This window comes from Rossellomorea sp. ABR4_004, assembly GCF_056159585.1.
The window spans coordinates 1126811-1152208 of the sequence record NZ_JBSWVM010000001.1 but is presented as its reverse complement, the minus strand read 5'-3'; the positions used below and the strand labels follow the sequence as shown (position 1 = coordinate 1152208).

Sequence of the window (25398 nt, the reverse complement as noted above, 5' to 3'; positions counted from 1 at the left end):
AGAAATGCACCTTTTTATTGGTTTTTCTTTTTGCAGAAAAATAAAGCTTTATTCTTGAATAGGGAAAAGCCAATTTAAATAGAATGTAATCACTTTAAGAGTTAATTGGTGTAACGCATTGAATAATTAAAGCAATCAGATAAAAAGAAAGGCTGTCGAGAGTTTCTCGACAGCCTGAATCCATGATCTTATGTCACAACTGAGCTACTTGCTCTTCTGCGGTCATTTGCTGATTCCGTTGACGTTTCGATTTCTTGAAATAAAGTAATTCGTAGAACACAGGGACTACGACGAGCGTCAGCACGGTGGCACCGGCAAGACCGCCGATGACGACAACAGCAAGGGATTTTGATACCAGACTTCCATCTTCTGTGTGACCGAAAAGAAGGGGAAGCATGGCACAAATGGTGGCAATCGCGGTCATGACCACCGGGCGGAGTCGAGTTCCGCAGGCTTCCAGAATGGCGTCACGAATGATCATCGTTTCTTCATTCTGCTTGACGCGGTCGATCAATACGATGGCGTTCGTAATGACAATACCGATCAACATCAATGCCCCAATCAGAGAGGTCGCGTCTGCTGGTACCCCGGCAATGAGCAGTCCAAGAACGGCTCCAATTGATGCGAGGGGCAGTGTAATCAATATGGCTAGTGGAGCTTTTAACGTCTTAAAGGTCAGGACCATGATGAGGTAGACAATCAGGATAGAAGCAAGCATGGTCATTCCAAGGTCCTTAAAGTCTTCGGCCTGTTGGGCAGCGGCACCGCCGGTATCGAGAGAAACGCCTTTCGGAAGTTCGATATCCTTGATTTCGGTATCGATATGTTTCGAGATGACCGAAAGCTCTTCAGGTTCCACCTCTGCCGTGATTCGAACATATAATTCACCATCCTTATGAAGGACGGTACTTGGTTTCTCTTCTTCGGTGATGGAAGCTACTTCAGTTAGAGACTGGATGCCTGAACTTGTTACAATCGTCAATGCATTCAGATCTGACTTCGAATCAGGATTGACTCCTGCGTCCAAAAATACTGGTGTTGTCTCGTTATTCAGGTTGACGGCCCCGATTGGCTGTGGGTTCAGTAATGAGCGGATTTGCATAGCCGTTTGCTGTGCATTCGCTTTCTCCGTATTGACGTTCACTGTGAATACAGGTGACGTTTTCTCCTGGTTGCTTGAGACTTTCTTTACGCCATCCACATTCTTGATCTTATCCACAATCGTTTGGGAAGTGTTCATAATTTCATTGGTGTCATTTCCGACCACGTCATAGGTAATACTGGAATTGGATGATCCGCCAAAGATGGACGATGGTGACGCAGTGATGGTCACGTTCTTTTCATCTTTTTTCGTTTCATTCACATTTTGGATAAAGGATTCGGCATCTGCTTCTTCCTTCATGATCACGGTATAGAAAACAGTGTTTGGATCACTCACTGCTCCGTATTGAGCATTCTCTTCACTAGATCCATACTGGGTAATCAAATAATCGTACCCTTCAAACTCTGATAGTTTGTCTTCAAAGTCTGTCATGCGCTGCTTCATGATGTCTTTTGGTGTATCACTCGGGAATTCCATCGTGACAGAAACAAATGAGGCATCATTCGCATTTGTAGCGGCTTTCGGTAATGTGATATAAAGAGCGATCGATCCCCCAAACACAAGTATGGCCAAAAGGATGGGAACGACTTTATGATTCAGTGACCATCGTAATATGTTCACGTAGCGGTGAGGCGTATGGTGTTTCGGCAAGGTGGTATTTTTCAACATGCCACGGCTTAACAATGGCACTACCGTCACGGCTACAAGCAGGGAAGCGAGCAATGAGTACGTAACGGTCAATCCAAAAGGAAGCAGGAACGCTTTTAACGATCCATTGACGAGTCCCATCGGCAAGAACACGGCCACAGTAATGAGAGTGGAAGACGTAATCGCACGGGAAACCTCCATGGTAGCTTGCAGAACATTCTGTTTTGAAAGCTTCTCATTTTGACTGCGACGGAAAATATTTTCGACGACGACGATGCTGTCATCGACCAGTCTTCCCACAGCCACAGCGACTCCTCCCAGCGTAAGGATGTTCAAAGTGACTCCGGATAACCAGAGAAGGAAAAGGGTGATACAGAGTGATAATGGAATGGAAATGACGGTAATCAATGTCGGCTTGAATTTTCTTAGGAACAAAAGAATAACAAGCGTTGCGAATAATGCACCTAAGGCTACTTCCCGAACCATGCTGTCCACCGAGTTCTTCACCATATCCCCCGTCGTGAACAATGTCGTTGCTTCGACTCCATCATAGTCACTGTTGATTTTATCTACTGTGTCTTGCACTTCTTTCCCAGCTGTAACGGCACTGGCATCACTTTCTTTGAACAGGACGAGTGCCAGGGCTTCTTTCCCGTTTACCCGTGTGATCGTGTTTTCGGCTTTCACTGTCTCAACGGTTGCGATGTCTTTCAGTTTGATGGTAGGAGCATTTGGGACTTGCAGCGGAACAGGCAAGTTTTTCAGCGCGTCCACGGAAGTCAAATTGTCTGTGACGGTGACCGTACTCTTCTGACCATCAATCGTCGTGCTTCCGGCAGAGGCGGAAACATTTTGTCCTTGCAGCACTCCCATCACGGCGTTGACCGGGATATGTAACGTCTTCAGTTTGTCGTGGTCAAGGTTGATTTGGACTCGGGGGCTATTCTCTCCGGCGACGCTTGCTTGAGACAGGCCGGATTGATTCTCGAGCAGCGGTTTAAATTCATCGTTGACGAGGTCTAAATTTTCTTTCGTCAATCCGTCGTCAAATGTCACGGACACCTGACCAATCGGAATCATAGAAGTATTCAGCTGAGAGATTTGAGGTTCTCCGACTCCCTCAGGAAGCTGGATTCCGTTGATGGCATCCTCGACTTTATTTTTAGCTTCCTTCATGTTTGTTTTGGAATCAAAATTGATGGAAACCTGGGAATATCCCTCCCCGGTGGTGGAAAGGATGGATGTCTTTCCTGATATGGATGTGACCGCTTGTTCCACGGGCTCTGTGATGTTTGTTGTCATGGAACCGGCGTCATACCCCTGCCCCAGGGTAACGACTGTGACTTGTGGATTATCCGCTTCAGGCAAGAATTCCATAGGCAGACGGAAATAACTTATGATGCCGATAAGCAAAGTGATGATAACAAAAAGACCCATGGCCGCCTTATTGCGGAAACCCCAGTTTATTAAAGCTTGCATGTGTTTCCCCCCCATACTGATTTGGTTTTTGTTCTTACTTTTTTAAGATACTCGATTACTGACTGAATCACAGCCTCCTCCAGGCTAATATTCTCCTAGGTCTTGAGGCGTAGTTCATCCTCCTTTACAGACCGTGGACCACAAAATTCATTTTACTGATGAACAGCGCCTGGTATTCTTAAAAAATGGTAAATATTTTTTAAGATATGGGATTTGCTGTGATTCTTTTTATAGGTAAAAAGATTCCTGTTGCATTATAGAATGATAGTATGGATTGAAAAAAATGAAAATATTTAATTGGTTTACAAATATTTAATAAATGAGTCTATCTTTGGATAGTTAGTATCGGTGTCAGACCTTCAGCATGTTTGAATTACTTAGGTGATTCTTTTATAAAAGGTAATATATACTGATAGAAAAGTAGTGAGGGTGAAATATTATGGAATCAAACGAGGTACGTCTTCTTTCACATAATGATTTAACACATGCAGTTATCGTCATGAGAAACGCTTTTTTTTTATGATCCACTTTGGGTTTATTTAATTTTCTTTTGAAAAAATCAGGGGGTAAATATCTTTTAGTGGTATTGAATTAGAGGATGCTAATTCGGAGGCTAGGTTGTTGAAGATGCCTGTCGATAGCCAAGGGGAGAAAGCCAAGCGGACAGGTAACGTGGCACGATTTTCAGATGAGCCGCAATGCCTATTCAGGTGGTTCACATCGGTAGTTCAAACGGAATGGGCCTGGGAGACATGATCATTGGATCTCTAATTATTAGGTAATATATAGTCGCCCAGCTTAGAATGATTACTAAAGGAACATATATTTAGAATAGGGATTGTATTTTTCTGAAATGGATCATAAATGCAGATAACGGGGCGTATTTTTTGTCGAATGGATTATAAAATTCCGAAAAAGGATCATAACCCGATAGTAAACGTATTTCCACCAAAAAAATAAGCATTTCAAATGAAAACTAGACTTGATACAAGAAAACTATTAATTGTTTATCAACAGACAAGATAAAAGCATTAATGAGGGCAGATACCAGCTCAAAGGATCTGCCCTTTTATATGTCTGCTTCCATTAATCATCAAGTTACCTTGTAAAGAAGGAACCGTACCTATTTACAAAGTAATTTTAATTTTCAACCCTTCAAACTTCATTCAGCGATTCATGCTTCAATCGTTTACCTTCCCTTCCCGCATTCTGTACTAAATCAATCATTAAAGATGAAACAATAACCGTTAAGAATGAATAAACAATACGATGAAGTGGAATATAGGATAGTGATAGTAACAATACGATAATATCCATTGCTAGATAAGCAACCGATATCCTGCAGCGTATAAGCTTAGAAATTGTGAGTGCCAATGCGTCATCTCCACCACTTGATCCTCCCTGCCTGACGACCATTCCTACTCCCAGCCCAATAAACAATCCACCCAAAACGGATGCAATAAAAGGAGTGGAAGAGAGGTCTGGGAGCAAAGGTGGGAACAGTTCCCATATTCTCAGAAATCCAGCTAAAGATAACGAAGCTACTACTGACATCTTAATAAAGTCTTTACCCATATACTTATAGGCCAAGAAATAAGCAGTCAGATCAAGCAATAGAGAAAGAAATGACGTTGAGATGCCCAACCAGTAATTGAGCAGCAGTGATAAACCCAGATTCCCACCTTCAGTTATGTTGGTTTGTTGATGAATGTTATACAATCCAAAAGAGATGAAGGCAGTCCCCAGTAAAATCATAGCTAATTTCATTGGAGTAAATAACCTTCTATTTGCATTAATTAAGTTGGTAATAAACATAAATAATCAGACCTTTCATTTTGAGACCAAGTTAACGCCTGTCATTTATGCTAAACCCTGGTACAATACTAAGGTCAACTATTTTTTCAGTCAAAAAGAGGAGTATTTATGAAAAAGTATTATAAAATCAATGAAATATCTAATCTTTACGGTATCGGTGCCGATTCCCTGCGATATTACGAAAAAATAGGTGTATTATTTCCGCGACGTGATACGAACGGATATAGACTTTATGGTCTTCATGATATATACAAACTAAATATTATCAGGGATTTACGCGGATTAGATTTCTCCATGAAACAGATTAAGGAATACTTGGATCATCAGAGCGTTGAGAATACGCTTGGTTTATTACATAAGGAGCAAGAGCTTATAGAAAAACAACTCGATAAACTTCAAAATACTCAAAGAAAAATTCAAGATAGAATACAAATACTATCAACTGCTTCACAAATAAAGACAGGTGTATTCAACTATAAAATTTTTCCAGACCGAACTTGCTTGCAGCTGAATACACGTATTACCAGAGATGAAGAAATGGATTTTGCTATCAAAACATTGCATCAAAAACATGAGAGTAAAATTCAGGATTTTGGCAATCAGCTTTATGGCGCATCTATGTCTATTAAAGATCTTAATAAGGGTGTAAAGGATGTATTTAACTCCGTTTTTTTTATTTTGGATCACGGGCACATTGAGTATGATTCCATCCTTCCAGAAGGGAATTACCTTTCTCTCTACTACCGGGGTGATTACCGTCAAAGCTATGATAGAACCCTTGATTTGATTACCTATGCTAAAGAAAAAGGCCACCAATTATTAGGTGACCCTTTCGAGATATATGAAATTGATAATCGGGATACGATGCGCAGTCAAGAATTCCTGACTGAAATTCAAGTTAGAATTGAATGAAAATACATCGTTTAAAACACGTTTTTTGAAATATCAGACGGTTGCCTGGATCATAAAATCATGGAAATAGAGAGGTGTTATGATTATGGTCCTGCAAACGAAGAATGGAAAAACCGTCATTTTTTGACGAGTTTCTATACTAATAAAAAATGATCATTAAACCTGTGAAATACCTGAATGTAATCAAGTAGGAATGTGGCCAGTTATGATACAAGTTTTAATCCTATTGCGGAACATAAAACCATAGCAATGAAGACAAGCCTTTTCCAATCTTTAGGTTCTCCATAAAGAAGCATTCCCACTATTGCACCGCCAGAAGCGCCGATCCCTGTCCATATTGCATAAGCTGTCCCCATAGGCAAAGATTTCATGGCATAGGCAAGAAATAGAAAGCTTGCTCCAAACCCAATGCTCAAGTAAACCATTGATTGCACGTTTCGGTCTTTATGAAGTTTATTGATCATTGTAACTCCAAACATTTCGAATATGCCTGCTAAAATTAATGAAATCCACGCCATTATTATCCTTCCCCTTCCTGGACATGATCCTTCGTAACTAATTTCAAGCCGATTACACCTGCTAACAAAAGTAAAATGAGAAGTATTTTGCTTGCTTTAACTGGCTCCCCAAATAATAAGATTTCAGAAAATACAGTTCCGGCTGTCCCCAATCCAACAAATACTGCATACACAGTTCCTACAGGCAGTCTTTTTCCAGCCATAATCATTAAATAAAAACTGATGACGATTGCTATTACTGTTCCAGCCCAAGTCCACAGGTCATCTGCGTGTTTTAATCCAATAACCCAAAATACCTCGAAGAGAGCCGCAATAAATACTTTAATCCAGTTTGTATTCATTCGAATACACCTCCAATTTTATTCTAACCAAAAAACAAAAAAGCCCGGGAGATAACTGTTAAACAGTTTCTCCCGGGCTTTTATCCCTCCGTGACACAGCAAAGCTGTGAGTTTTCTCTCGGACCAGCCCAACATTTAAGTTGCGGAACCCTAGAAAACATTTAACTTATACAATTAATCCAAATTATACACACATTCAAGAATTATTCAAGAATAAATTTATTCTATTTTTAAGTAAATGATGGGATTTCATTAGATATGATGGAACTTAATGATAGCATTCAAGGTTCGTACCCAGAAATACTAAATACAATGAAAGTCATTAGTGAAAATGCTCCTAAAATTAGTGTTAACACACCAATCATTAATTCGTATAGAAAATTAAATGACAAAGAAGCTACTAAAGAACTTGAGAGAATGTACTTATCTTTTGTTACTGTAACTGATAACAAAGGGTAAATGATTGGTTTTGACTTTTTAAACAAATGGTTGGAAAGGGAATTGATGATTTTCAAAAATATTGTTGAAACGAGAACGAGTCATGCTGAAGAGAAAGCTTTAATAAGATATATGCTACAATATGAAAAAGGGAAACGTTGGAGGCACACCACTGTAATAAGACTATGCTTTAGTAAAGGATGAGTAAAGGAGTTGTGTCAAATGAATAAAAATAATAGCACAGAAATAAACCGCTCTTCAAAAGCAGAAAACATTTTATCTGAGCTCAATAGTAAAACGAAACTAGGCGACTTACGAAAAATCGCGAAGGACATCAAAAAAGATCACGAACTAGCTATGGAACTTTGGTCAACCGAAGAATTTTTGCCCAGACTAATGGCAATCTTAATTATGGACAAAAAACTTCTTTCACAGGATGTACTGAATAAGCTTGATCAGGATATGCAGACTCACACTCTTGATGAGCGAAATAACTTAATGGATTGGTTAATGGCTAATCAGCTTACCAAAGACAAGAAGAACATAGCATTGATGGAGTCCTGGGAAAATAGCCCTTCTGCTCTTCAAAGACGAGCTTTCTGGTATTTTCAAGCGCGATTGAGATGGACTGGACAAACACCGCCAGATAACACCGAAGACTTACTCTCTGCCATTGAAGCTACTATTACGCATGAAGAACCGGAAGTTCAATGGGCTATGAATTTTACCGCAGGCTGGATAGGCGTTTATGATGAAAAGTATCGAACACGTTGTATGAAACTTGGTGAGAAAACCGGTCTTTACAAAGATGAAATGGTGTCAAAAGGATGTACCCCCAATTATTTGCCGGAGTTCATTACGATTGAAGTTAACAAACGAATTAATAAGTAGTTACCACTGAAACATCCATAAGATTTGATGTGAAAATAAAGCAATTCAAAGCCTCAAGATGGTAAGGATCTGAAAGTAACATTCCAGATCCTTTTTTGCTTGGAGGGAAATATCAAAATTTATTATGAGGGGACCCTTTTAAGTCAAAGGTTCCCTTTTTTGTTGGCAAACAATTCATTTTCAATAAAATCATTATAATAATTAATAAAAATTTATTGTAAATCAATAAACTTTGTATTAAAATCAAAATCAGAATAAATCAATGAGGTGTTTTTATGAAAAATATTACAACGATGTTCTTAAAAATAGCTGTTATTTTTTTAGGAGTCCCAGTTCTTGCTCTGTGCATTTTTTTGGTGCCTGAGATGGCGAACCTTTCAGCAACATTACTTCCAGAGTTTGCGGTGATAAAATATTTCGTTTTCATCGTATTTGATGCATCAGCCATACCTTTTTATTTTGCTTTGTATCAGGCTTTTAAACTCCTGCGCTACATTGACAAACATAAAGCTTTCTCAGATTTATCTGTTAAAGCATTAAAGAATATTAAATATTGTGCGATCGCAATCAGTATTTTGCATGTCCTGGTTTTGCCGCTCTTCTATATCTTTGCGGAAGTAGACGACGCTCCAGGAGTTATCTTTGTCGGATTGGTTGTACCTTTTGCTTCGATGGTTATCTCAGTGTTTGCGGCAGTTCTCCAGAAACTTTTAAAAGAAGCAATTGATATAAAATCAGAAAATGATTTAACGGTCTGAGGTGAATAACAATGGCAATTATCATCAACATTGATGTGATGTTAGCAAAAAGGAAAATGAGCGTAACAGAGCTTTCGGGTAGGGTTGGGATAACGATGGCGAACCTTTCTATATTGAAAAACGGAAAGGCGAAAGCGATTCGATTATCCACCTTAGAGGCAATTTGTAAGGCTTTAGAGTGTCAGCCTGGGGATATTTTAGAATACAAACGTGACGAAGATAGTTAAAAATTGTGGAGGAAAGGGAGGTATTACAATGGAATGTAACAATTCAATTATTGAAAACATGGGTAACCCTCATGAGCTGGAGAGAATTTATAGAAAAGACCCAAAAGCTTTTAAACATTCATTCTTACAGGCATGGGAACAAAATCCTGATTCTCAGGTCCTTGGCGTTTGGTATGAACGATTGCATTTCAAGGAGGCAGCAAATACAGAAAGATCTTCCAAGATCCAAAAAGATTTCATATTCATGGGCATTTTAGCCATTATGGCAGGGATATTTACCAGGATCATTTTCCATTTTGTCGAACAGGAAGTGATTGCTCCCATTAACCTGGCCTTTGGTATTGTTCCTTTTATTGCTACCTATTTTGTTTACAAAAATACTCCGAAAAAAAGTGTTATTTATTCCCTTGTAGCATTGTTCCTAATATCTGGGGTTTATCTTAATATGCTGCCTATAAATGATAAAGACAGTATTATCCTTGTTTATTTACACATTCCCATATTCTTATGGATATTGTTAGGGCTTGCATTTACAGGAAATGAGTATTCAAAAGGTAGCACTAGATTGGCCTATATCAAATTTAATTTGGAATATAGTATTCTTTACGCCAGCATGGCTGTGAGTGGAATGGTACTGGCAGCGTTAACCATGCAGTTATTCAGCTTTATCGGCTTGAATATAGAGGAATTTTATTTTAGTAATGTCGTTTTATTTGGTGCTTCCGCTCTCGCTATTGTGGCTGCATACCTGGTATCAATGAATCTTACACTTGCTAAGAATATTACACCCTATCTAGCTAAAATTTTCAGCCCTCTTGTCCTGGTCACCTTGTTGGTCTATCTTATTGCTGTTATATGGATCGGAAAAAATCCATTCCTGGACCGTAATTTCCTGATAGCCTTCAACGGAATACTCCTTGGTGTATTGGTCGTTACCATATTTTCCATTACCGAAAGCGACTCAGACGAGAAAAAAACCATTTCAGACTATATAAATTTTGCCCTGATTGTTCTTGCCCTTATCATTGACAGTGTGGCATTGTCAGCCATAGTGTTCAGACTTTCTTCTTATGGGATTACTCCAAACAGACTTGCTGTTTTAGGTGTAAACATACTTATCTGGGCAAATCTAATTTGGATTATGTTCTCTTATATGCGTTTTCTACAAAATAAATCCGGACCTTCAACTATCCAGGATTCCGTTACTAAGTATTTACCGGTCTACGGACTTTGGGCTGCATTCGTAATCTTTACTTTTCCTTTACTTTTTAATTAGAAAATTCTATTAGGCAGGTTAATTGAAGATTAGAACATTGGGAAAAGCTTAAACTCCCAATGTTCTTTTTGTTATCTAGATAGGGAACGTTCATCTTTTTTTCGACCATTTACTTGAGTAACTTGTTTGGATTTGAAATAATTGGAATTGAGTGAAAGGTCAACATAGAGCTGAAGACGAGGGGAGAAGAACATGAGTGTGCATGGTCAATCTTTGAAACAACTTATTCATCTAGAAGACGGATTAAGATTAATTTACCAAGAGCCCAAAGAATACGTACGATACTATTCCATTTATCATGGACAAAAAAATGCAGATTCCTATTTTAGAAGGTCCTCTGAGACTTTAATAGAAATCGCATCCATTTTTGACTGCGGATATTTCATTATGGAAGGTGAAACCATCATTGGCGGTGTATTTCTAAAACCTAATTTCATGTCTGATTTATTTGTTGTGCCACCTTATAGGGACTATGAAGGGTTGGCACACAGAATATTAAACTATGTCAAAAAGATATCTGCGAATGAAGATAAAATCCTTGTAAGAGAAGTGGTAGAAGAACATGTGGCAGCGTATGAACAACAAGGATGCAAGATTCATGAAGTGAATGTATGGATGATCCGTCCGACGGAGCCAATGGAAGCCATTCTTCCTGAAGGGTATAGTTCAAGGGCTGTTTCAAGTGAAGATGCCAATGATATCGCATGTTTACTCATGAAAGCCTATAAAGCCAATCCGGCGTATAAACAAATCGGAACGAAAGAGGATTACCTTCTTCATGTAAACGAATTTCTCGATCAACATAAACATAATAAGATCATGGATGAGTGTTCAAGAGTTGTGATCGAGAATTGGACGAACAATATTGTCGGCGTCTGTCTGCACATGGAATTTGAAGATTATCCACTTATCATGAGTTTAGTTGTAGACCCTATTCATCAACAGAAGGGGATTGGGCGATACTTGTTAACCCATTCGATTCATCATTCGAGTAAAGCGTACCCTGCAACCCGTTTATCAGTCATCAAAGATAATCCAGCGATTAAGCTTTATGAAGACCTTGGGTTTCTTAGAAGTAAATCGATAACTGATATGTATTTAGAGTACTGAATTGTTGGAAGTACGTGTTCAATCTGCCTGAAAAGATGTGAGAGATATTCATTACAAATTCTCTATCTAAGATTTATTCTCCTTTAGTTTTGGGCGAACACGGAATTTATTCGTTTCTTATAATAAGTAAAGATCTTAACTAAGGGGGATACACATGGACAAACGGGTTCAGTTTGATTTTGAAATCGATTTTACCAATGGCGGTGGAATACAGGGGCAGGGATTCCGTCTTGATATTGAGGGGGATGACATCTCTGATCAGGAGCTGGCTGAATATATCGTAGAGGACATGAGGTTACTGATGGTAGGTGAAGTGAGGATATTGAACAAAAAGATCATTCATGAGAAGCATAAACGAAAACCTGAACAGTAACAGTGAATTCTTCGAAAGTGCATTTCTGGATCGGGATATGCATATTTTTTGATTCGAAAATCATTATTAAGACCGTCATAGAATAGGGAGCTTGTAGGTTAAATAAAGTGATTGTATGAAGTAACTGAATTTGAAATAATTGGATTATTATAGATTGGAAAGTGAATGGTAAACAGAAGGGGTAGAAGCTATGTTGAGGAAGCCAGAAACAAACGAATATCCTCCGTATTATAAGGGATATGTAAACAACGTCCCAGATGGAGAACTGCTCCAAATTCTTGAGGATCAACAAAAGGAAACGATGAAACTGTTAAAAGCCTTAAGTGAGGAAACAGCAGAATATAAGTATGCTCCTGGAAAATGGACAATCAAGGAAGTCATCGGCCACATAACAGATACGGAGCGCATTATGTGCTACCGCATTCTCTGTATTGCTAGGGGAGAACAGGAGATGCTGCCTGGATATAATGATGATGAGTATGTGAAGAGGGGGCAGTTCAATCGCTTTTCATTATCGGACTTTTACATCATCAATCTCTTGTCCGCCAAAACACCATTCTTCTTCTAAGCAGCATGGATGTCGAAGCGTTGCGGCAGCGTGGAAACGCCAATGGCTCTGAATTGACAGTCCGTGCGATAGGGTACATCATTGCGGGGCATGAAATTCACCATCGAAGGTTGATTGAGGAGCGATATCTGAGTCGAGATTTTGCATGAGGAAGGAGAAGTGGCCAGAGAATTAGAGGACTCAATAATTTATTCACTGATAGGCGACATTCGTTAATCAAATCAATGAACTTTTTCAAACGTATGCAATACCGGTATATACGAAAGGTTTTTAAGTTGAACTGAACTAACATCATCTAAAATACTAAATCATGCTGAAGGTGTCTATGAATGAATAGCAATGAAAAAACATATCTAAGTATAGAAGAGCTTCTTTCAATACCAACCATATCAGGCTTAAATATAAGTGAGGATGGTAATAACGTAGCATTTGTCAAAAGCATAGCTGACTGGGAAGACAATACATATAGGAATCACATATGGATATATGAAAAAAATAAGGGGGAATGTTTCACCAACGGTATAGAAGGTACCTTCCCATTATGGTCTCCGGACTCTAAACATATTGCCTACCTTCGTTCAGTTGGTGACGGTGATAAGAAGAATCAGATCTTTGTGGAGTCGATCGATGGTGATGGCAGGGTTCAAATGACGGATGAGAAAGAAGGAGTAAGTCAATTCAAATGGGATCCTACTGGCAAGGGCTTTTATTATGTTACACAGTCACGGGAATATGAGGAAATCAAGAAGCGCAGGGAAACATATGGAGATTTCCACCATGTAGGCAGAGAATACCAGAATGATTGTTTATGGTATGTGGAAGTAAAAGATTCTACTGATCTTGATGAAAATGTTCCGTATCAACTAACGGACGGTAAGGATTTTCACATCCACGAATTTAATGTTTCAGATACGGGGGAAAAGGTAGTGCTCATGGCTACTCCAAGCCCCAATGGAGAAGATGATCAGAATAGAGACCTCTACATACTCAATCGTCAATCAGGAGAGTTACGGAAGCTGAATGGAGATAAGCTATTGGGAGGGAACGTTTGCTATTCTCCTCATGGTACCCAAATATGCTATTCAGCAAGTATACGAGAGAAAGAGTACTATAAGGCACATATCATGGACAGTACACTCGAAATCTATGATCTTATGAGTGGAGAGCGGATTCAACCATTAATAGATGTTGACCGGACGGTTACTCCAATACGTTGGACAGATAAAGGGATTTTACTGATGTGGCAGGATAAAACAAATTATCTTATCGGGTTACTAACTGAAGATGGAAAGCTGGACATGGTAAGCGAAACAACAGAGTGCTGCATCATGGAGGCTTCTATAACAAGGGATGGAAATCATCTAGCCTATCGTAAGGCTGCACCCAATGAAACCTTCGAAGTCTATGTAGATGATAAAAAAATAACAAACGAGAATGGTCTGTTTGAGGGGAAGCTGAAAAGTAACAGGGAGATCATCTCATGGAGTAGCAGTGATAATCTTGAAATTGAAGGGGTATTAACAACCCCAATAGACGTTGATTGGAATAAAAAATATCCCTTATTGGTCTTCATCCATGGGGGTCCAGCTTGGGCTTCCTTCCCCATTCATTCAAGCTGCTTCAATGAAAAATATCCTGTTGAATCGTTTATTGAAAAGGGCTTTATCGTTTTAGAACCAAACTACAGAGGAAGCTCAGGATATGGGAATGAATTCTTAAAAGCGAACTATCGAAACCTGGGAATCGGTGACTACCAGGATGTGATTTCCGGGGTGGATGCACTCGTGGACCGGGGGATTGCCGATAAGGATCGAGTAGGGGTGATGGGATGGAGTCAAGGTGGATTCATATCAGCATTCTGCTCTACCTATAGTGATCGATTTAAGGCGATTTCAGTTGGAGGCGGAATTAGTAATTGGACCACCAATTACGTCAATACAGACCTACCTTCATTTATCAGGATGCATGTTGGAGATACTCCGTGGAATGACCCAGAAATCTATGCTAAATCTTCACCGATGGCCTATATTCAAACAGCCTGTACGCCCACCTTGATCCAACATGGTGAAAAGGATGCAAGAGTTCCACTGCTCAATGCAAATGAGCTATATAAAGGACTAAGGGATATGGGAGTGGATACAGAATTAATCATATTCGAAGGAATGGGATATAGCTCTGAGAAACCAGGAGTACATCGAGCAATTATGAAGCAGAATCTGATGTGGTTTTCATATTATATACTTGGAGAGAGTATGGATGATTTTAGAATAATTTGATTAAAAAATGATATCCAAACATCTTTTTTAAAAGCCAATAAATGAAGTTCAACCTACTCAATGGTACAAATTAAATAGAAATTGGCCATTAGATTAATAACATTAAAGGGGCAATAGCTGAAGATCACCAAAATGATCACCAGCTATTGCCCTATTTATTTTTCGATGAAATGAAAAAAATCGAAACTTTCACTCTTCGACAAACGTCTAATAGATAGGAAGTACTAGTTAAATGAGCAAGAATCATATTGAAGGAGAATTTGGTGCACGATAACATCCTATCCCCTTCTTCTCCGGGGAAGAATCAATTTAGATAAATAACACTCAAATGAATAGCTCCTCTCTGGCTTTTCTTATTTTCAGTTAACGGGCCGTGAAGAGTGAATGGGGGATCAAACATGTGGGAACAAAAGCTAATTAAAACAGATCGCGGGAATTTCGAAATATTTGAAGCCGGCAATGGTGAACCATTATGTGTGACTCATCTATATAGTGAGTTTAACGAGCGTGGCTACCACTTTGCTGACCGGTTTGTGGACGACTTTAAAGTGTACCTTGTCAACTTGAAAGAAACGGGGAATTCCACTGAGATTCAAGATGAAGATGAATTAAGTATGAGTGAAACCAGCAAGGATTTAGAAGCTATCCGATCTGCTTTAGGGTATGATAGCTGGAATTATGCAGGACATTCCACAGGTGGGATGTTGGGATTAGTTTATGCTGCTGATTATCCCGATTCTTTAAAGCGGTTAATTGTAGGTGGGGCCTCAGCTACAAATGGATACGTAAAACATCAGGAAAGTATTTATTGTGATAGAAATCCTCTTAACAACAGATTACAAGAGGTATTTTCCATCCTTCAATCCGATGATGCAACAAAAGAAGAACGGGTTCAAGCAGGCAGGGAATGGACGGAAATGTCATTGAATGAACCAAGCAGATATGATGAATACTTTTCTAAGCCAAGCAGTGGTAAAGTGGTTCAAAAACGGCTAGAATATTATGCTTATAATGAACTGCCAACATATGATATCAGAGAGGACATTTCCAACATAAAAACCCCGACAATCGTTTTTTGTGGGAAACACGACTCTCAATGCCCATTTGTGTATTCAGAGGAAATTTTCAATCTTGTTCCCAATTCAACGTTTTATATCTTTGAAAATAGTAACCATTCACCTCATCTGGAAGAACAAGAAAAATTCAGCGGGATGGTGAAAGACTCTTTTCATTTGGTCTGAAATGATAGAAATGAATAAATCAGAAGAGGCTGGGACAAAAGGGTTTTAGTCTAAGGAAGATCCGAACCAATCCGCTTCTTAGAGGCAGAGTGGTTCGGGTTTATTATTTAATCTTGGGCCATTTGATTTTAGCAGTCTCCAGCGGTTGATTGGAGTGTAAGACGAAGACTCCTGCGGGAAAAGTAGCTTATGTGAGACTCCGCAGGCTTGCCGAGGAGGCTCACGGGCTACCCGCGGAAAGCGTAGTCTTGCACGGAAATCATTAGCGGTATTAAGAACCTACACTTCTATAGTTCGTTTTTATTTCGTGATTTTTTAGTTTTGTCCCAGCCTCTTTTACCTTATGTCTAGAGAACAAACTTCCAATAAGCATAACAGATAAACGTACAAATCCACGAAACAAACCCAAAGGCGGTAACAATGGTCGTTTCACCCCAACCATATTTTAAGCCATAGTGATAATGAATCGGAGTCATTCTGAAGATTCGTTTCCCTGTCGATTTAAATGAAGCAACCTGTAATATGACAGATAGCTGTTCAGCAAAATAGATAAAGAATAAAACGGGAATGAGAATCTCAACTTTCTCGATAATGGCAAGAAAAGAAAGGGAACCCCCTATCGCTAATGACCCTGTATCCCCCATAAAAGCTCTGGCAGGAAAGATATTATAAATGAGAAAACCGAGTAAGCATCCGATCATGATTATACAAAAAAGCTGAACCTCTGCTTTGTCTGAAATCATAAAAAAGAAAAAATAAGTAGGGATGGCCACAACCCCCAAAAGGCCGTCCAAACCGTCTGTAAAATTAATGGCATTTGCAGAAGCGACAATAAAGAACATAATCACAATGAAATAAACCACTATTGGAAGATTCAAAGAAAGATTTTGATAAATACCAATCGTAGAGTCTATTCCGAGCTCGTTCATCAAATAAAAAAGCAAAGCCCCCGTAAAGAGAAATTGGAAAATAAGCTTGGTTCTACTTGAAACTCCTCCAGGATCCTGGCGTGACGCTTTCCAAAAATCATCCAGGAAACCTATAAAGCTGAATAGAATATACGTAACCGCCAGGAAATCCATCAGTGGTGTAGGTGAAAAAAATAACGATACGATAATCCCTACAAAAAGAATAATTCCAAACATTAACGGCGTTCCTTTTTTAACCTGATGATTCGAAGGAAGTTCTTTTCGTATCGGTTGCAGGAGCTTCAATTTCCGTAAAAGTGCAATGAATAGCGGGGATAAAACGGAGACTAATAGAAAAGCAATAACAGCCGGAATTAGTTGATCAATCACTTCTTATTTCCCCTTTTCTATTTACTATCTATAAATAAATTCTAGTAAGATTGGAGATATCCTCTAATCTACTTTCAAAACTTTTTCTACATCTATAATGCATAAAACAAGAATTATAGAAGAAGCTGCTGAAGTTGAACTAAAATTCAATGGGATGCATTCAAAAAAATGGTGTCTATAAACGATCCTTAAATAAACCTTAAAATCTACTAATACATTAAATATATGTTTTAGAATTTGTTAGAACACTTTTTGTTATTGAAAGGAAGAAATAAAAATCTACATCTAGATCGATAAAAAAATGTTAGTAGTAATTCAAACTTATTGTGGAGGGAAAAATGAAAAAGATCTCTTTTTTTAATTGGGAAATAGAAATAGATGAAAGCTTGTTTACTATTGTCGATAAAGAAGAAAGAAAAATGGCTATTATGGAAAACTCATTTGAATTAAATGCTGTAATTTGGATGAATTCAAATGACGAAATAAAGGTAAAACCAACTTGGGATTGTGTCTTTTCAGTGAATGAAAAGAAAAGAATCATTTCGATAAGACACGCTGATTATCTGAGAGAAAATTAATAACCTAGACCAAAAGCGTACAGTATGTTAACAAGTGGTTTCCTTTAGAGGTGCAAACATTGTAAAACACATATGAAAACGCACTTGAATTCACCATATCATTCACAGTGCGTTTTTTATTGTTTCAGCAGCATTTTGACGAATGTTAATTGTTTATTGTTCCCTAATTCACATAGTAATTCACAGGGTATGAAATAATTATTGGAGGATATGCGAATTGGGTGTGATTTAGGAAGATTGAGCAACCAGTGATAGGTAAAATAAGAGGAGGTTTTTCCGATATTCTGTGGAATAGAGCTCTATTCGGGGGTGAATAAGGGGAGTTTTTTCCCTTATGCAAAGCAACATTAATGATTCTCACGTTTTTTGAGTCAATAGGGGAAATCTTTCCTTCTATTTAGGCTTTTTTCAGTGCTATTTCATCATTAAGAGTAAATTCTCCGCTTATTTATCAGACTCGCCTCGCTTTAGCGATATTTAGTGAAAAAAGAAAATTTAAAAAAGGTTTAGAGATATTTGTATCTCTAAGCCTCTTTGTCTGTGAATTATGCTGTGAAGTTTATGAGATTAGCTAATAGATCTGGTCTGCGAGTTACCGTTTTGCACCTCACAAGTAAACCCGTTAGTATGTTAATGTACGCTTTTAATTTTCACGGATTGAAGTCTGGAAAGGCGGGACTTTGTAAGGCAAGGAGTATAGATAAATAATAACGTCGGAAAGGCAATGTCAATCAATGACCTCTGAATATTGTCTTCTTCAACTATCGTATGATGGAAGAAGGAATTTGTTTTTATTTCTTGAATTTCTAACTTAAACGGAAAATGAAAGAAAGTAGAGATGGGAGCGAGTTTATGATGATGATAAAAGGTTTCGGTGGAGTATTTTGGAGGACTAAAAACCTGGATGCTTTAAAGAAATGGTACAGTGAAGTGTTGAAGATTGAAATGGAAGATTGGAATGGGACTATTATTAAACCCCAATCAGGAAATGAAACCATTTTTTCTTTCTTTACTGAAGATGACCCTTACTTCCCAACAGATCAGCAAGTGATGTTGAATTTCCAGGTTTATCATATAAACGAGACGATTGAGCATCTGGAACAAGTCGGTGTACCTCTTGTAAAGGAAAAAGAGGTTAGTGAATTTGGTACGTTTATTTGGATTAAAGATCCTGAAGGTAGACTGATTGAGTTGTGGGAGAAATAAGTAAGTATTCGGTACAGGAAATGCTGCAGAATCAAGTCAACAGAGCAGGAGGTGTCAATGTGAATCCAACAGGAACCGTACATATATTAAATGGAACAGAAATGTATAAGAATTTCAAAGAGACAAAGTTTCTTGAAGCCGAAAGGATGTTTCCCTTCAACGAGGCCATGTGTTATGGGGAAACCTGCGGAGATTTATTTTCCGATGAATTTATTGAAATGCGAGCGAATGTTCATCAAGTAACAACTGCGCAATATGCTGACATCACCTTAAAACCATTGCAGCCTCTCTTTTGTGGGGGTTTTGATCATATAGCCCTTTGGTTTGATGAGGATATGTTTTGTCAAATGAATCTTCTCACCATACTCGCCTGGTTAGATCAAACAGATTATGAAGGTTCAATTGATCTCCATCTTGTCGGTGATGATTTTCAACCTGAAAGTCATTACAGCCTAAAGGCAAAAGGATATGATCCACTCTACAAACAAGTGATGATTCATAAAACTATGCCTAAGGAAGTTCATCCATTCCCTTTATACAAGGGGGTTGAACTGTATTTGAACTATCTTAAGAAAGATAGTGATCTTATGTTGTATATTCAGCAGCACCCGGACGTCCCGATAAAAGAACTGGTGTCTCTTCTAATCGAAAATTTCAAAGACCACGGCTTAGGAGATACACAATACTTTGAAATGATAAAATCTTATCGTCAAAATGTATGACATCCAGTTGGCGTACGTTCAATTATTGCCACTGTTATTCCCGGTATTGGTCTAATCCCTTTCGTATATTATGTAAGATCTTTTCCGGCATTTCCCTGATCTTGAGATCTTTGCCGAGGAAAAGCAACCAGTTTGTGAATTCGGTTAATTCATCGGGCTTATGAACATGAACAAAAGTCTTTAGAATGGCTGTGGTTTGGTAAGGGTTCGTATAGGCGATTGAAACTCTTAAAGGGTGGTATTTTTTATACTGCGCAATCGCTTTTGGACCAAGTTCAAGGACAAGGTTAATTCCTTCTTCCCGCATTTTCAGTTTTTCTAAAATCTCTTGCTCTTTTAGCCTTTTTTCCGGCGAGAAAGGTATGACATCGATGAGGAGGTCGGCGGGGAAAATCCGCTTCTTTTCTTCCTCTAAATCAAAGCCTTCTATGATCCAGAAGCTTTTTTCATGGTAAAGGTGCAGCAGATAGATGGGATAAGATTTGATGTCCTTTTCTTCTTGGATCGTGAGCAATACATGTCTATCCAAGAGTAGGACTTGGAAAAGTTTCTCCACCAAGGGATGGGGGAGGTCTGAAAGGTCCAGTAAGTCAGGATTATGGGGATTGGTCCCTTCAAACAACAAGAGCTGGTTCAGGAGAATCAGGTCATCTTGCTGGCTTTCTGAGATGAGACTGAGTAATTTTTCAGCTATTGATTGTCGGCTCTTTAGATAGGGGAGCTGCTGATTACGTGTCGCCATAAAGGCAATAAATAGAGCTTTCACTTCATGATCGGTAAAACGGACCTCGGGCAGGACAGAATTGTGCATGACAAAATAACCCCCATCCCTTCCAGCTTCAGAGACAAGTGGCATCCCCATGGACTCAATCTCTCTGATATCTCGAATAGCTGTCGACCTGGAGACGTCAAATTCACGCATGATTTCAGAAATGGTAAAGTGAGCCCGGTTGTTGATATATCTCATCATCACATTAATCCGTTCAACCTTTTTCATCAGGACCTCCATAAAAGGTGTCATTTTTTGATACTATTTAACGCTATTATATAGGTATCAAGTGATGGAGACAAATCGCTTGAAATAAATGAACAAAAGGATGGTTTTTAATATGGCAGAGTATAAGTTAGAAGAAAAAGACGGTTTTATCGTAATAGGGTTAGGAACCGATCTTAAGAGCGATTATACTGATTTTGCTGGATTGAGTAAGGAAAAGGCGGATTTTTGGCAAGCTGTAAGCGAAGATGGAAGGCTTGATACTTTAAAATCCATAGCCACAAACGACTACATTTTTGCCGTGAACGAAGCGGTGAATAATAAAATGATGCATTATGCCGGCGTCATGGCAGAGGCATCGTCACCAGTACCGGATGGAGCTAGAGTGATTCAGTTTCCAAAGGGAGAATACGTGGTTGTGAAAGGCGAAGGGAAAACGGCTGAAGAATTAAACAATATGGTTACTGCCATTGCCTTTGGTCAAGTCTTACCGGAAGAACAGGATGTTGCTTATGTTGGTGCACCTAATGCAACGGTTGAAATGGAACACCGAAACGGGCAGGTATTTGGTGAAATGTGGATTCCTGTTGTTAGGAAATAATGAGAACAAATGAAAAAACTCCAAAAAGGATGCTCAGAGCATTCCGATAACGTGGAGAAAACTAAAAATACGAACGAACAATACCAAAAAAGCTTGGGGTTTCCCAAGCTTTTTGTTAGTGAATATGTAGTTCTTACACAATCTTTCTATCTACTCAAATGTATTTAAATAAATTTCTTTAAATATTCATCAAATATTTTGTTCATCACTATTGGGGTGTTTTCTAAATAAATATTCATTTGTTCAATGTTCGATTCGAATGTATCAGAGTTACTTTCTTCTGTTGGAAAATCAGATATTCCTTTTATAATAATGCACTCAACATCATTCTTCTTACAGATATAAGCAATTGCCCCCGCTTCTGTATCGGCTATTATTATTTTATTTTCCTTAAGTTCTAAATAGTCCTTCCACATAACTACTGCTTTATCAGCGGTGCCAATTGTTCCGGTATGAAAATCATTTCCATATTTTGATAGTTCAATATCGACTATGAAGGACTGTTTAATAAAAGGCTCAATTTCTTTTACTGTGCAATCATATTGAACAGCTTTATCGGGTACAAAAATATCCAAATTACTGAACGTATCATCTATTCCTGCACATGTCCCAGCAACAATTACTTTCGTTAATTGAAATTTAGAGATCATATACTGATTCCCACCAACACCATTGACTTTTCTTACACCGGTACTATAAAAAACAAGCTCAGTATCATTGATTGTTTTCATGAAATATTCGCCATAAGGATAACCGAAGCGTTCGTTATCTTTTATGCTAAAGTATTCCAATGTCGCTTCATATTCCCACTTCGTCGCAATACTTATTCCAATCATTGATTTATCACCGTACATTTTTGTAAATAAAGAACTTTATCCATTGACACCGACTTCTTTCAAATCCATCATTATATTGAGTTGTTAAGCTAACCTGACCCGTAATTGAAGAACTGAATTTTCATAATCTTTAAGTGTATTTTACCACATATTGTTATATATCCTTGAGTTTTCCTGGAATAGTATAAAATCAAACCTCAACTATCAAGTAAAATAGCACCCTGACTCGTACGAGGACAATAGTCATTGTCAAGTCGTTATTCAGGGTGCTATTTGTCATACTATTATATTGTTATTATGTGATTTACAGTGCTAAAAGGTATGCTAATTCATATGCCACCTGCAGTGTTTCTCCACGGAAACGGAACTACTTACAATAGAACTCTGAGCTTTTTTACTATCATATAGTAAACCTTCTCCACCATATCGATCTCTTCCTACTACCATTATACCACGCTAAAAATTCTTATTGTAGACTGTTTCTTCCAATACACTCCTGCTAAAATCAATAGAACATTGATGGATAGGGGGATGTCGAATGAGTTCGTTGGTTATCAGCTTTGAAGAAATGGAACAATCCCAGCTCTTGCTCGTAGGTGGAAAAGGATTAAATCTAGGTGAGTTATCAAGTATTCAGGGAATACAGGTGCCGGAAGGGTTTAGTGTGACGACGGTTGGATTTCGGAAATCGATTGAACAGAATGAAACGTATCGCGTTTTGTTGGCCAGATTATCTAAGCTCAAGCTGGAAGACAGGAATCAAATTAGTGAAGTCAGTAGAGAAATTCGGAATGTCCTCCTGGGTGTAACAATTCCTTCTGATGTAGTGGAAGCTGTTACTCACTATCTCTCCCGATTCGGTGAGGACCATGCTTATGCCGTGCGTTCAAGTGCAACGGCGGAAGACTTGCCTCATGCTTCTTTTGCAGGGCAGCAGGACACTTACCTCAATATCATCGGCAAAGAAGCCATCCTGGAGCATATCAGCAAATGCTGGGCCTCCCTCTTCACTGATCGTGCAGTCATCTACCGTATGCAAAATGGGTTTGACCACAGGGAAATTCACATTTCCGTCATCATTCAACGAATGGTATTCCCGCAGGTTTCAGGGATTCTCTTTACCGCTGATCCAGTGAGTTCCAACCGGAAGGTAGTCTCCATCGACGCAGGCTTTGGACTTGGTGAAGCATTGGTCTCCGGTTTGGTCTCAGCGGACAATTATAAAGTGAAGGACGGAAAGATCATCGAAAAGAGGATCGCATCAAAGAAATGGGCTATCCATGGACGGAATGGTGGAGGAACGGAGACACACTCCATCCATCCGGATCAGCAGATGGCAGAAGCCCTTACGGATGAACAGATCGGACAACTGGCACACCTGGGTAGACAGATTGAAGCACATTTCGGCTGTCCCCAGGATATTGAATGGTGTTTAGAGGATGACACCTTTTATATTGTTCAAAGTCGCCCGATTACGACCTTATTCCCGATCCCGGAAGCGGCTGATGGGGACAATCGTGTGTATTTATCGGTAGGTCATCAGCAAATGATGACGGATGCCATGAAGCCGCTCGGATTGTCCTTTTACCTGTTAACGACCCCTGCTTCGATGCGAGTGGCCGGCGGAAGGTTGTTTGTTGATTGCACGCCTCGCTTGGCATCTCTGGCCAACAGGCAAACGTTCATTGATTCACTGGGGAAATCCGAACCACTCATAAAAGACGCCCTCACGACAATCGTAGAGCGGGAAGGATTCCTCCAAACAGTCGATGATGAAGGAACGTCTGCTCCAAGACAGGCGGGCGTGGATCCAATGGACAGTGATCCTTCAATCGTCGCTGAATTGATCAAAAGAAGCGAGACCTCGATCGAAGAATTAAAACAAACCATTCAAATGAAATCAGGATCCGAATTATTCGACTTCATCTCAGAAGACATCCAGGAATTGAAAAAAAAAATTCTTTTTGACCCGCAAAGTTCACAAGTGATTATGGCTGCGATGGATGCTTCATTCTGGATCAATGATCATATGTACGAGTGGTTAGGGGAAAAAAATGTGGCAGATACGCTGTCTCAATCTGTCCCGAACAATATTACTTCTGAAATGGGCCTTGCCCTGATGGATGTAGCCGATGTGCTTCGTCCATATCCGGAAGTCATTGATCTTTTACGACATGTAAAAGAGGAACCCTTTCTTGATGAACTGGAGAAAGTCGATGGCGGACAGGAAGCCAGAGAAGCCATCGATGCTTTTCTCACCAAATATGGAATGAGATGCAGCGGAGAGATCGATGTTTCGAAAGCACGTTGGAGCGAAAAGCCAGCGGCACTTCTCCCGATGATTCTCAGTAACATCAAAAACTTTGATCCTCATGCAAGCAAGCGGAAATTTGAGGAAGGACGGCTGGAAGCGATTCATAAAGAACAGGAATTACTAGACCGATTGAAGGCATTACCCGATGGTGAACAAAAGGTGAGAGAAACGAAAAGAAGGATCGACCTCATACGGAATTTCAGCGGGTATCGTGAATATCCGAAATACGGCATGGTCAATCGCTACTTCGTCTATAAGCAGGCTTTATTGAAAGAAGCCGAACAACTCGTACAAATGAACATCCTACATGAAAAAGAGGATATTTTCTATCTTACGTTTGAAGAATTGAGGGAAGTCGTGCGGACCCACGAACTGGAAGCGGATCTCATCCATGAGCGAAAAGACGAGTACACCTTATATGAGAAACTAACGCCTCCTCGCGTGATCACGTCTGACGGTGAAATCATTACAGGGAAATACAAACGGGAAAATCTTCCCGCAGGAGCGATCGTTGGTTTAGCTGTCTCATCAGGAGTCATTGAAGGGCGTGCACGTGTGATTGTAAACATGGAAGAAGCAGACCTGCAAGACGGTGATATATTGGTGACCCCGTTTACCGACCCGAGCTGGACACCATTATTTGTATCCATAAAAGGTTTAGTCACCGAAGTTGGTGGACTGATGACCCACGGTGCCGTGATCGCACGTGAATATGGCTTACCGGCAGTAGTGGGTGTGGAAAATGCTACCAAAAGGATAAAAGACGGGCAAAAAATTCGAGTGAATGGAACAGAGGGGTATATTGAATGGTTGTAATGGATGGACTCGAGTAGGTATCAGAGCGGTGTGTCACCATGGGAAACCACTAAGATTACG

At 39.3% G+C, this 25398-nt stretch carries 22 protein-coding genes, 1 pseudogene and 1 riboswitch; of the genes and pseudogenes, 16 read left to right on the top strand and 7 right to left on the bottom strand.

Annotation, left to right across the window (positions count from 1 at the left end; translation table 11 throughout):
* Positions 1–193: 193 nt before the first annotated feature.
* Complete coding sequence (locus ACXAF2_RS06130) at positions 194–3229, bottom strand: efflux RND transporter permease subunit (RefSeq protein ID WP_475137795.1); 3036 nt, start codon at positions 3227–3229, stop codon at positions 194–196.
* Positions 3230–4384: 1155 nt separating this feature from the next.
* Positions 4385–4996: a YitT family protein gene (locus ACXAF2_RS06125; RefSeq protein WP_475137794.1), complete on the bottom strand. Its 612-nt coding sequence runs from the start codon at positions 4994–4996 to the stop codon at positions 4385–4387.
* A gap of 156 nt (positions 4997–5152) precedes the next feature.
* Between ACXAF2_RS06125 and ACXAF2_RS06120 the strand changes: the two genes are divergently transcribed.
* On the top strand, positions 5153–5956 hold the full coding sequence (locus tag ACXAF2_RS06120) for a MerR family transcriptional regulator (protein ID WP_475137793.1): 804 nt from the start codon (positions 5153–5155) through the stop codon (positions 5954–5956).
* A 203-nt stretch (positions 5957–6159) separates the two neighbouring features.
* On the opposite strand, the gene ACXAF2_RS06115 is transcribed toward ACXAF2_RS06120, so the two are convergent.
* Positions 6160–6474, bottom strand: coding sequence for a DMT family transporter (locus tag ACXAF2_RS06115; RefSeq protein WP_475137792.1), 315 nt, complete (start codon positions 6472–6474; stop codon positions 6160–6162).
* 2 nt (positions 6475–6476) lie between these two features.
* A complete protein-coding gene (locus ACXAF2_RS06110) occupies positions 6477–6815 on the bottom strand; it encodes a DMT family transporter (protein ID WP_475137791.1) in 339 nt (112 codons plus the stop codon).
* Positions 6816–6882: 67 nt separating this feature from the next.
* Positions 6883–6980: riboswitch (guanidine-I (ykkC/yxkD leader) on the bottom strand.
* Between the two features lie 93 nt (positions 6981–7073).
* Here ACXAF2_RS06110 and ACXAF2_RS06105 point away from each other — a divergent pair.
* The 10 genes and pseudogenes from ACXAF2_RS06105 to ACXAF2_RS06060 all read left to right on the top strand — a co-directional run bounded on the left by ACXAF2_RS06105 (position 7074) and on the right by ACXAF2_RS06060 (position 15973).
* Positions 7074–7274, top strand: coding sequence for a hypothetical protein (locus tag ACXAF2_RS06105; protein WP_475137790.1), 201 nt, complete (start codon positions 7074–7076; stop codon positions 7272–7274).
* Between the two features lie 201 nt (positions 7275–7475).
* The gene (locus ACXAF2_RS06100; RefSeq protein WP_475137789.1) at positions 7476–8144 is read left to right on the top strand and encodes a DNA alkylation repair protein; all 669 of its coding nucleotides are present in this window, start codon (positions 7476–7478) and stop codon (positions 8142–8144) included.
* 275 nt (positions 8145–8419) lie between these two features.
* Complete coding sequence (locus ACXAF2_RS06095) at positions 8420–8902, top strand: DUF2975 domain-containing protein (protein ID WP_475137788.1); 483 nt, start codon at positions 8420–8422, stop codon at positions 8900–8902.
* 11 nt (positions 8903–8913) lie between these two features.
* On the top strand, positions 8914–9129 hold the full coding sequence (locus tag ACXAF2_RS06090; protein WP_299739043.1) for a helix-turn-helix domain-containing protein: 216 nt from the start codon (positions 8914–8916) through the stop codon (positions 9127–9129).
* Between the two features lie 28 nt (positions 9130–9157).
* Complete coding sequence (locus ACXAF2_RS06085; RefSeq protein WP_475137787.1) at positions 9158–10405, top strand: DUF4153 domain-containing protein; 1248 nt, start codon at positions 9158–9160, stop codon at positions 10403–10405.
* A gap of 192 nt (positions 10406–10597) precedes the next feature.
* On the top strand, positions 10598–11515 hold the full coding sequence (locus ACXAF2_RS06080) for a GNAT family N-acetyltransferase (RefSeq protein WP_475137786.1): 918 nt from the start codon (positions 10598–10600) through the stop codon (positions 11513–11515).
* Between the two features lie 154 nt (positions 11516–11669).
* The gene (locus ACXAF2_RS06075; RefSeq protein ID WP_475137785.1) at positions 11670–11888 is read left to right on the top strand and encodes a cyclase; all 219 of its coding nucleotides are present in this window, start codon (positions 11670–11672) and stop codon (positions 11886–11888) included.
* A 190-nt stretch (positions 11889–12078) separates the two neighbouring features.
* A pseudogene (locus tag ACXAF2_RS06070) lies at positions 12079–12605 on the top strand (DinB family protein).
* 180 nt (positions 12606–12785) lie between these two features.
* A complete protein-coding gene (locus tag ACXAF2_RS06065; RefSeq protein ID WP_475137784.1) occupies positions 12786–14732 on the top strand; it encodes a S9 family peptidase in 1947 nt (648 codons plus the stop codon).
* Positions 14733–15130: 398 nt separating this feature from the next.
* Positions 15131–15973 carry an alpha/beta fold hydrolase gene (locus ACXAF2_RS06060; RefSeq protein ID WP_475137783.1) on the top strand — a complete coding sequence of 281 codons (843 nt, stop codon included), beginning with the start codon at positions 15131–15133 and terminating at the stop codon, positions 15971–15973.
* A 347-nt stretch (positions 15974–16320) separates the two neighbouring features.
* Here the strand turns inward: ACXAF2_RS06060 and mraY are convergent, their stop codons facing one another.
* Positions 16321–17271 (bottom strand): phospho-N-acetylmuramoyl-pentapeptide-transferase, encoded by a 951-nt coding sequence (mraY, locus tag ACXAF2_RS06055; RefSeq protein WP_475137782.1) that lies wholly within the window; start codon positions 17269–17271, stop codon positions 16321–16323.
* Positions 17272–17609: 338 nt separating this feature from the next.
* On the opposite strand from mraY, the gene ACXAF2_RS06050 reads away from it, so the two are divergent.
* The 3 genes from ACXAF2_RS06050 (at position 17610) to ACXAF2_RS06040 (ending at position 19777) form a co-directional block, all read left to right on the top strand.
* Positions 17610–17849, top strand: a complete 240-nt coding sequence (locus tag ACXAF2_RS06050; RefSeq protein ID WP_475137781.1) for a hypothetical protein — start codon at positions 17610–17612, stop codon at positions 17847–17849.
* A gap of 858 nt (positions 17850–18707) precedes the next feature.
* The gene (locus ACXAF2_RS06045) at positions 18708–19055 is read left to right on the top strand and encodes a VOC family protein (RefSeq protein WP_475139121.1); all 348 of its coding nucleotides are present in this window, start codon (positions 18708–18710) and stop codon (positions 19053–19055) included.
* 59 nt (positions 19056–19114) lie between these two features.
* A complete protein-coding gene (locus ACXAF2_RS06040) occupies positions 19115–19777 on the top strand; it encodes an AraC family transcriptional regulator (RefSeq protein WP_475137780.1) in 663 nt (220 codons plus the stop codon).
* Between the two features lie 34 nt (positions 19778–19811).
* On the opposite strand, the gene ACXAF2_RS06035 is transcribed toward ACXAF2_RS06040, so the two are convergent.
* The gene (locus ACXAF2_RS06035; RefSeq protein WP_475137779.1) at positions 19812–20774 is read right to left on the bottom strand and encodes a helix-turn-helix transcriptional regulator; all 963 of its coding nucleotides are present in this window, start codon (positions 20772–20774) and stop codon (positions 19812–19814) included.
* A gap of 112 nt (positions 20775–20886) precedes the next feature.
* On the opposite strand from ACXAF2_RS06035, the gene ACXAF2_RS06030 reads away from it, so the two are divergent.
* Positions 20887–21372 (top strand): GyrI-like domain-containing protein, encoded by a 486-nt coding sequence (locus ACXAF2_RS06030; protein WP_475137778.1) that lies wholly within the window; start codon positions 20887–20889, stop codon positions 21370–21372.
* Between the two features lie 164 nt (positions 21373–21536).
* Here ACXAF2_RS06030 and ACXAF2_RS06025 read toward each other — a convergent pair whose 3' ends face one another.
* On the bottom strand, positions 21537–22208 hold the full coding sequence (locus ACXAF2_RS06025) for a 5'-methylthioadenosine/S-adenosylhomocysteine nucleosidase family protein (protein WP_475137777.1): 672 nt from the start codon (positions 22206–22208) through the stop codon (positions 21537–21539).
* 538 nt (positions 22209–22746) lie between these two features.
* Here ACXAF2_RS06025 and ppsA point away from each other — a divergent pair.
* Entirely contained in the window at positions 22747–25338 is a 2592-nt protein-coding gene (ppsA, locus tag ACXAF2_RS06020; RefSeq protein WP_475137776.1) for a phosphoenolpyruvate synthase, read from the top strand.
* The last annotated feature ends 60 nt before the right edge of the window (positions 25339–25398 follow it).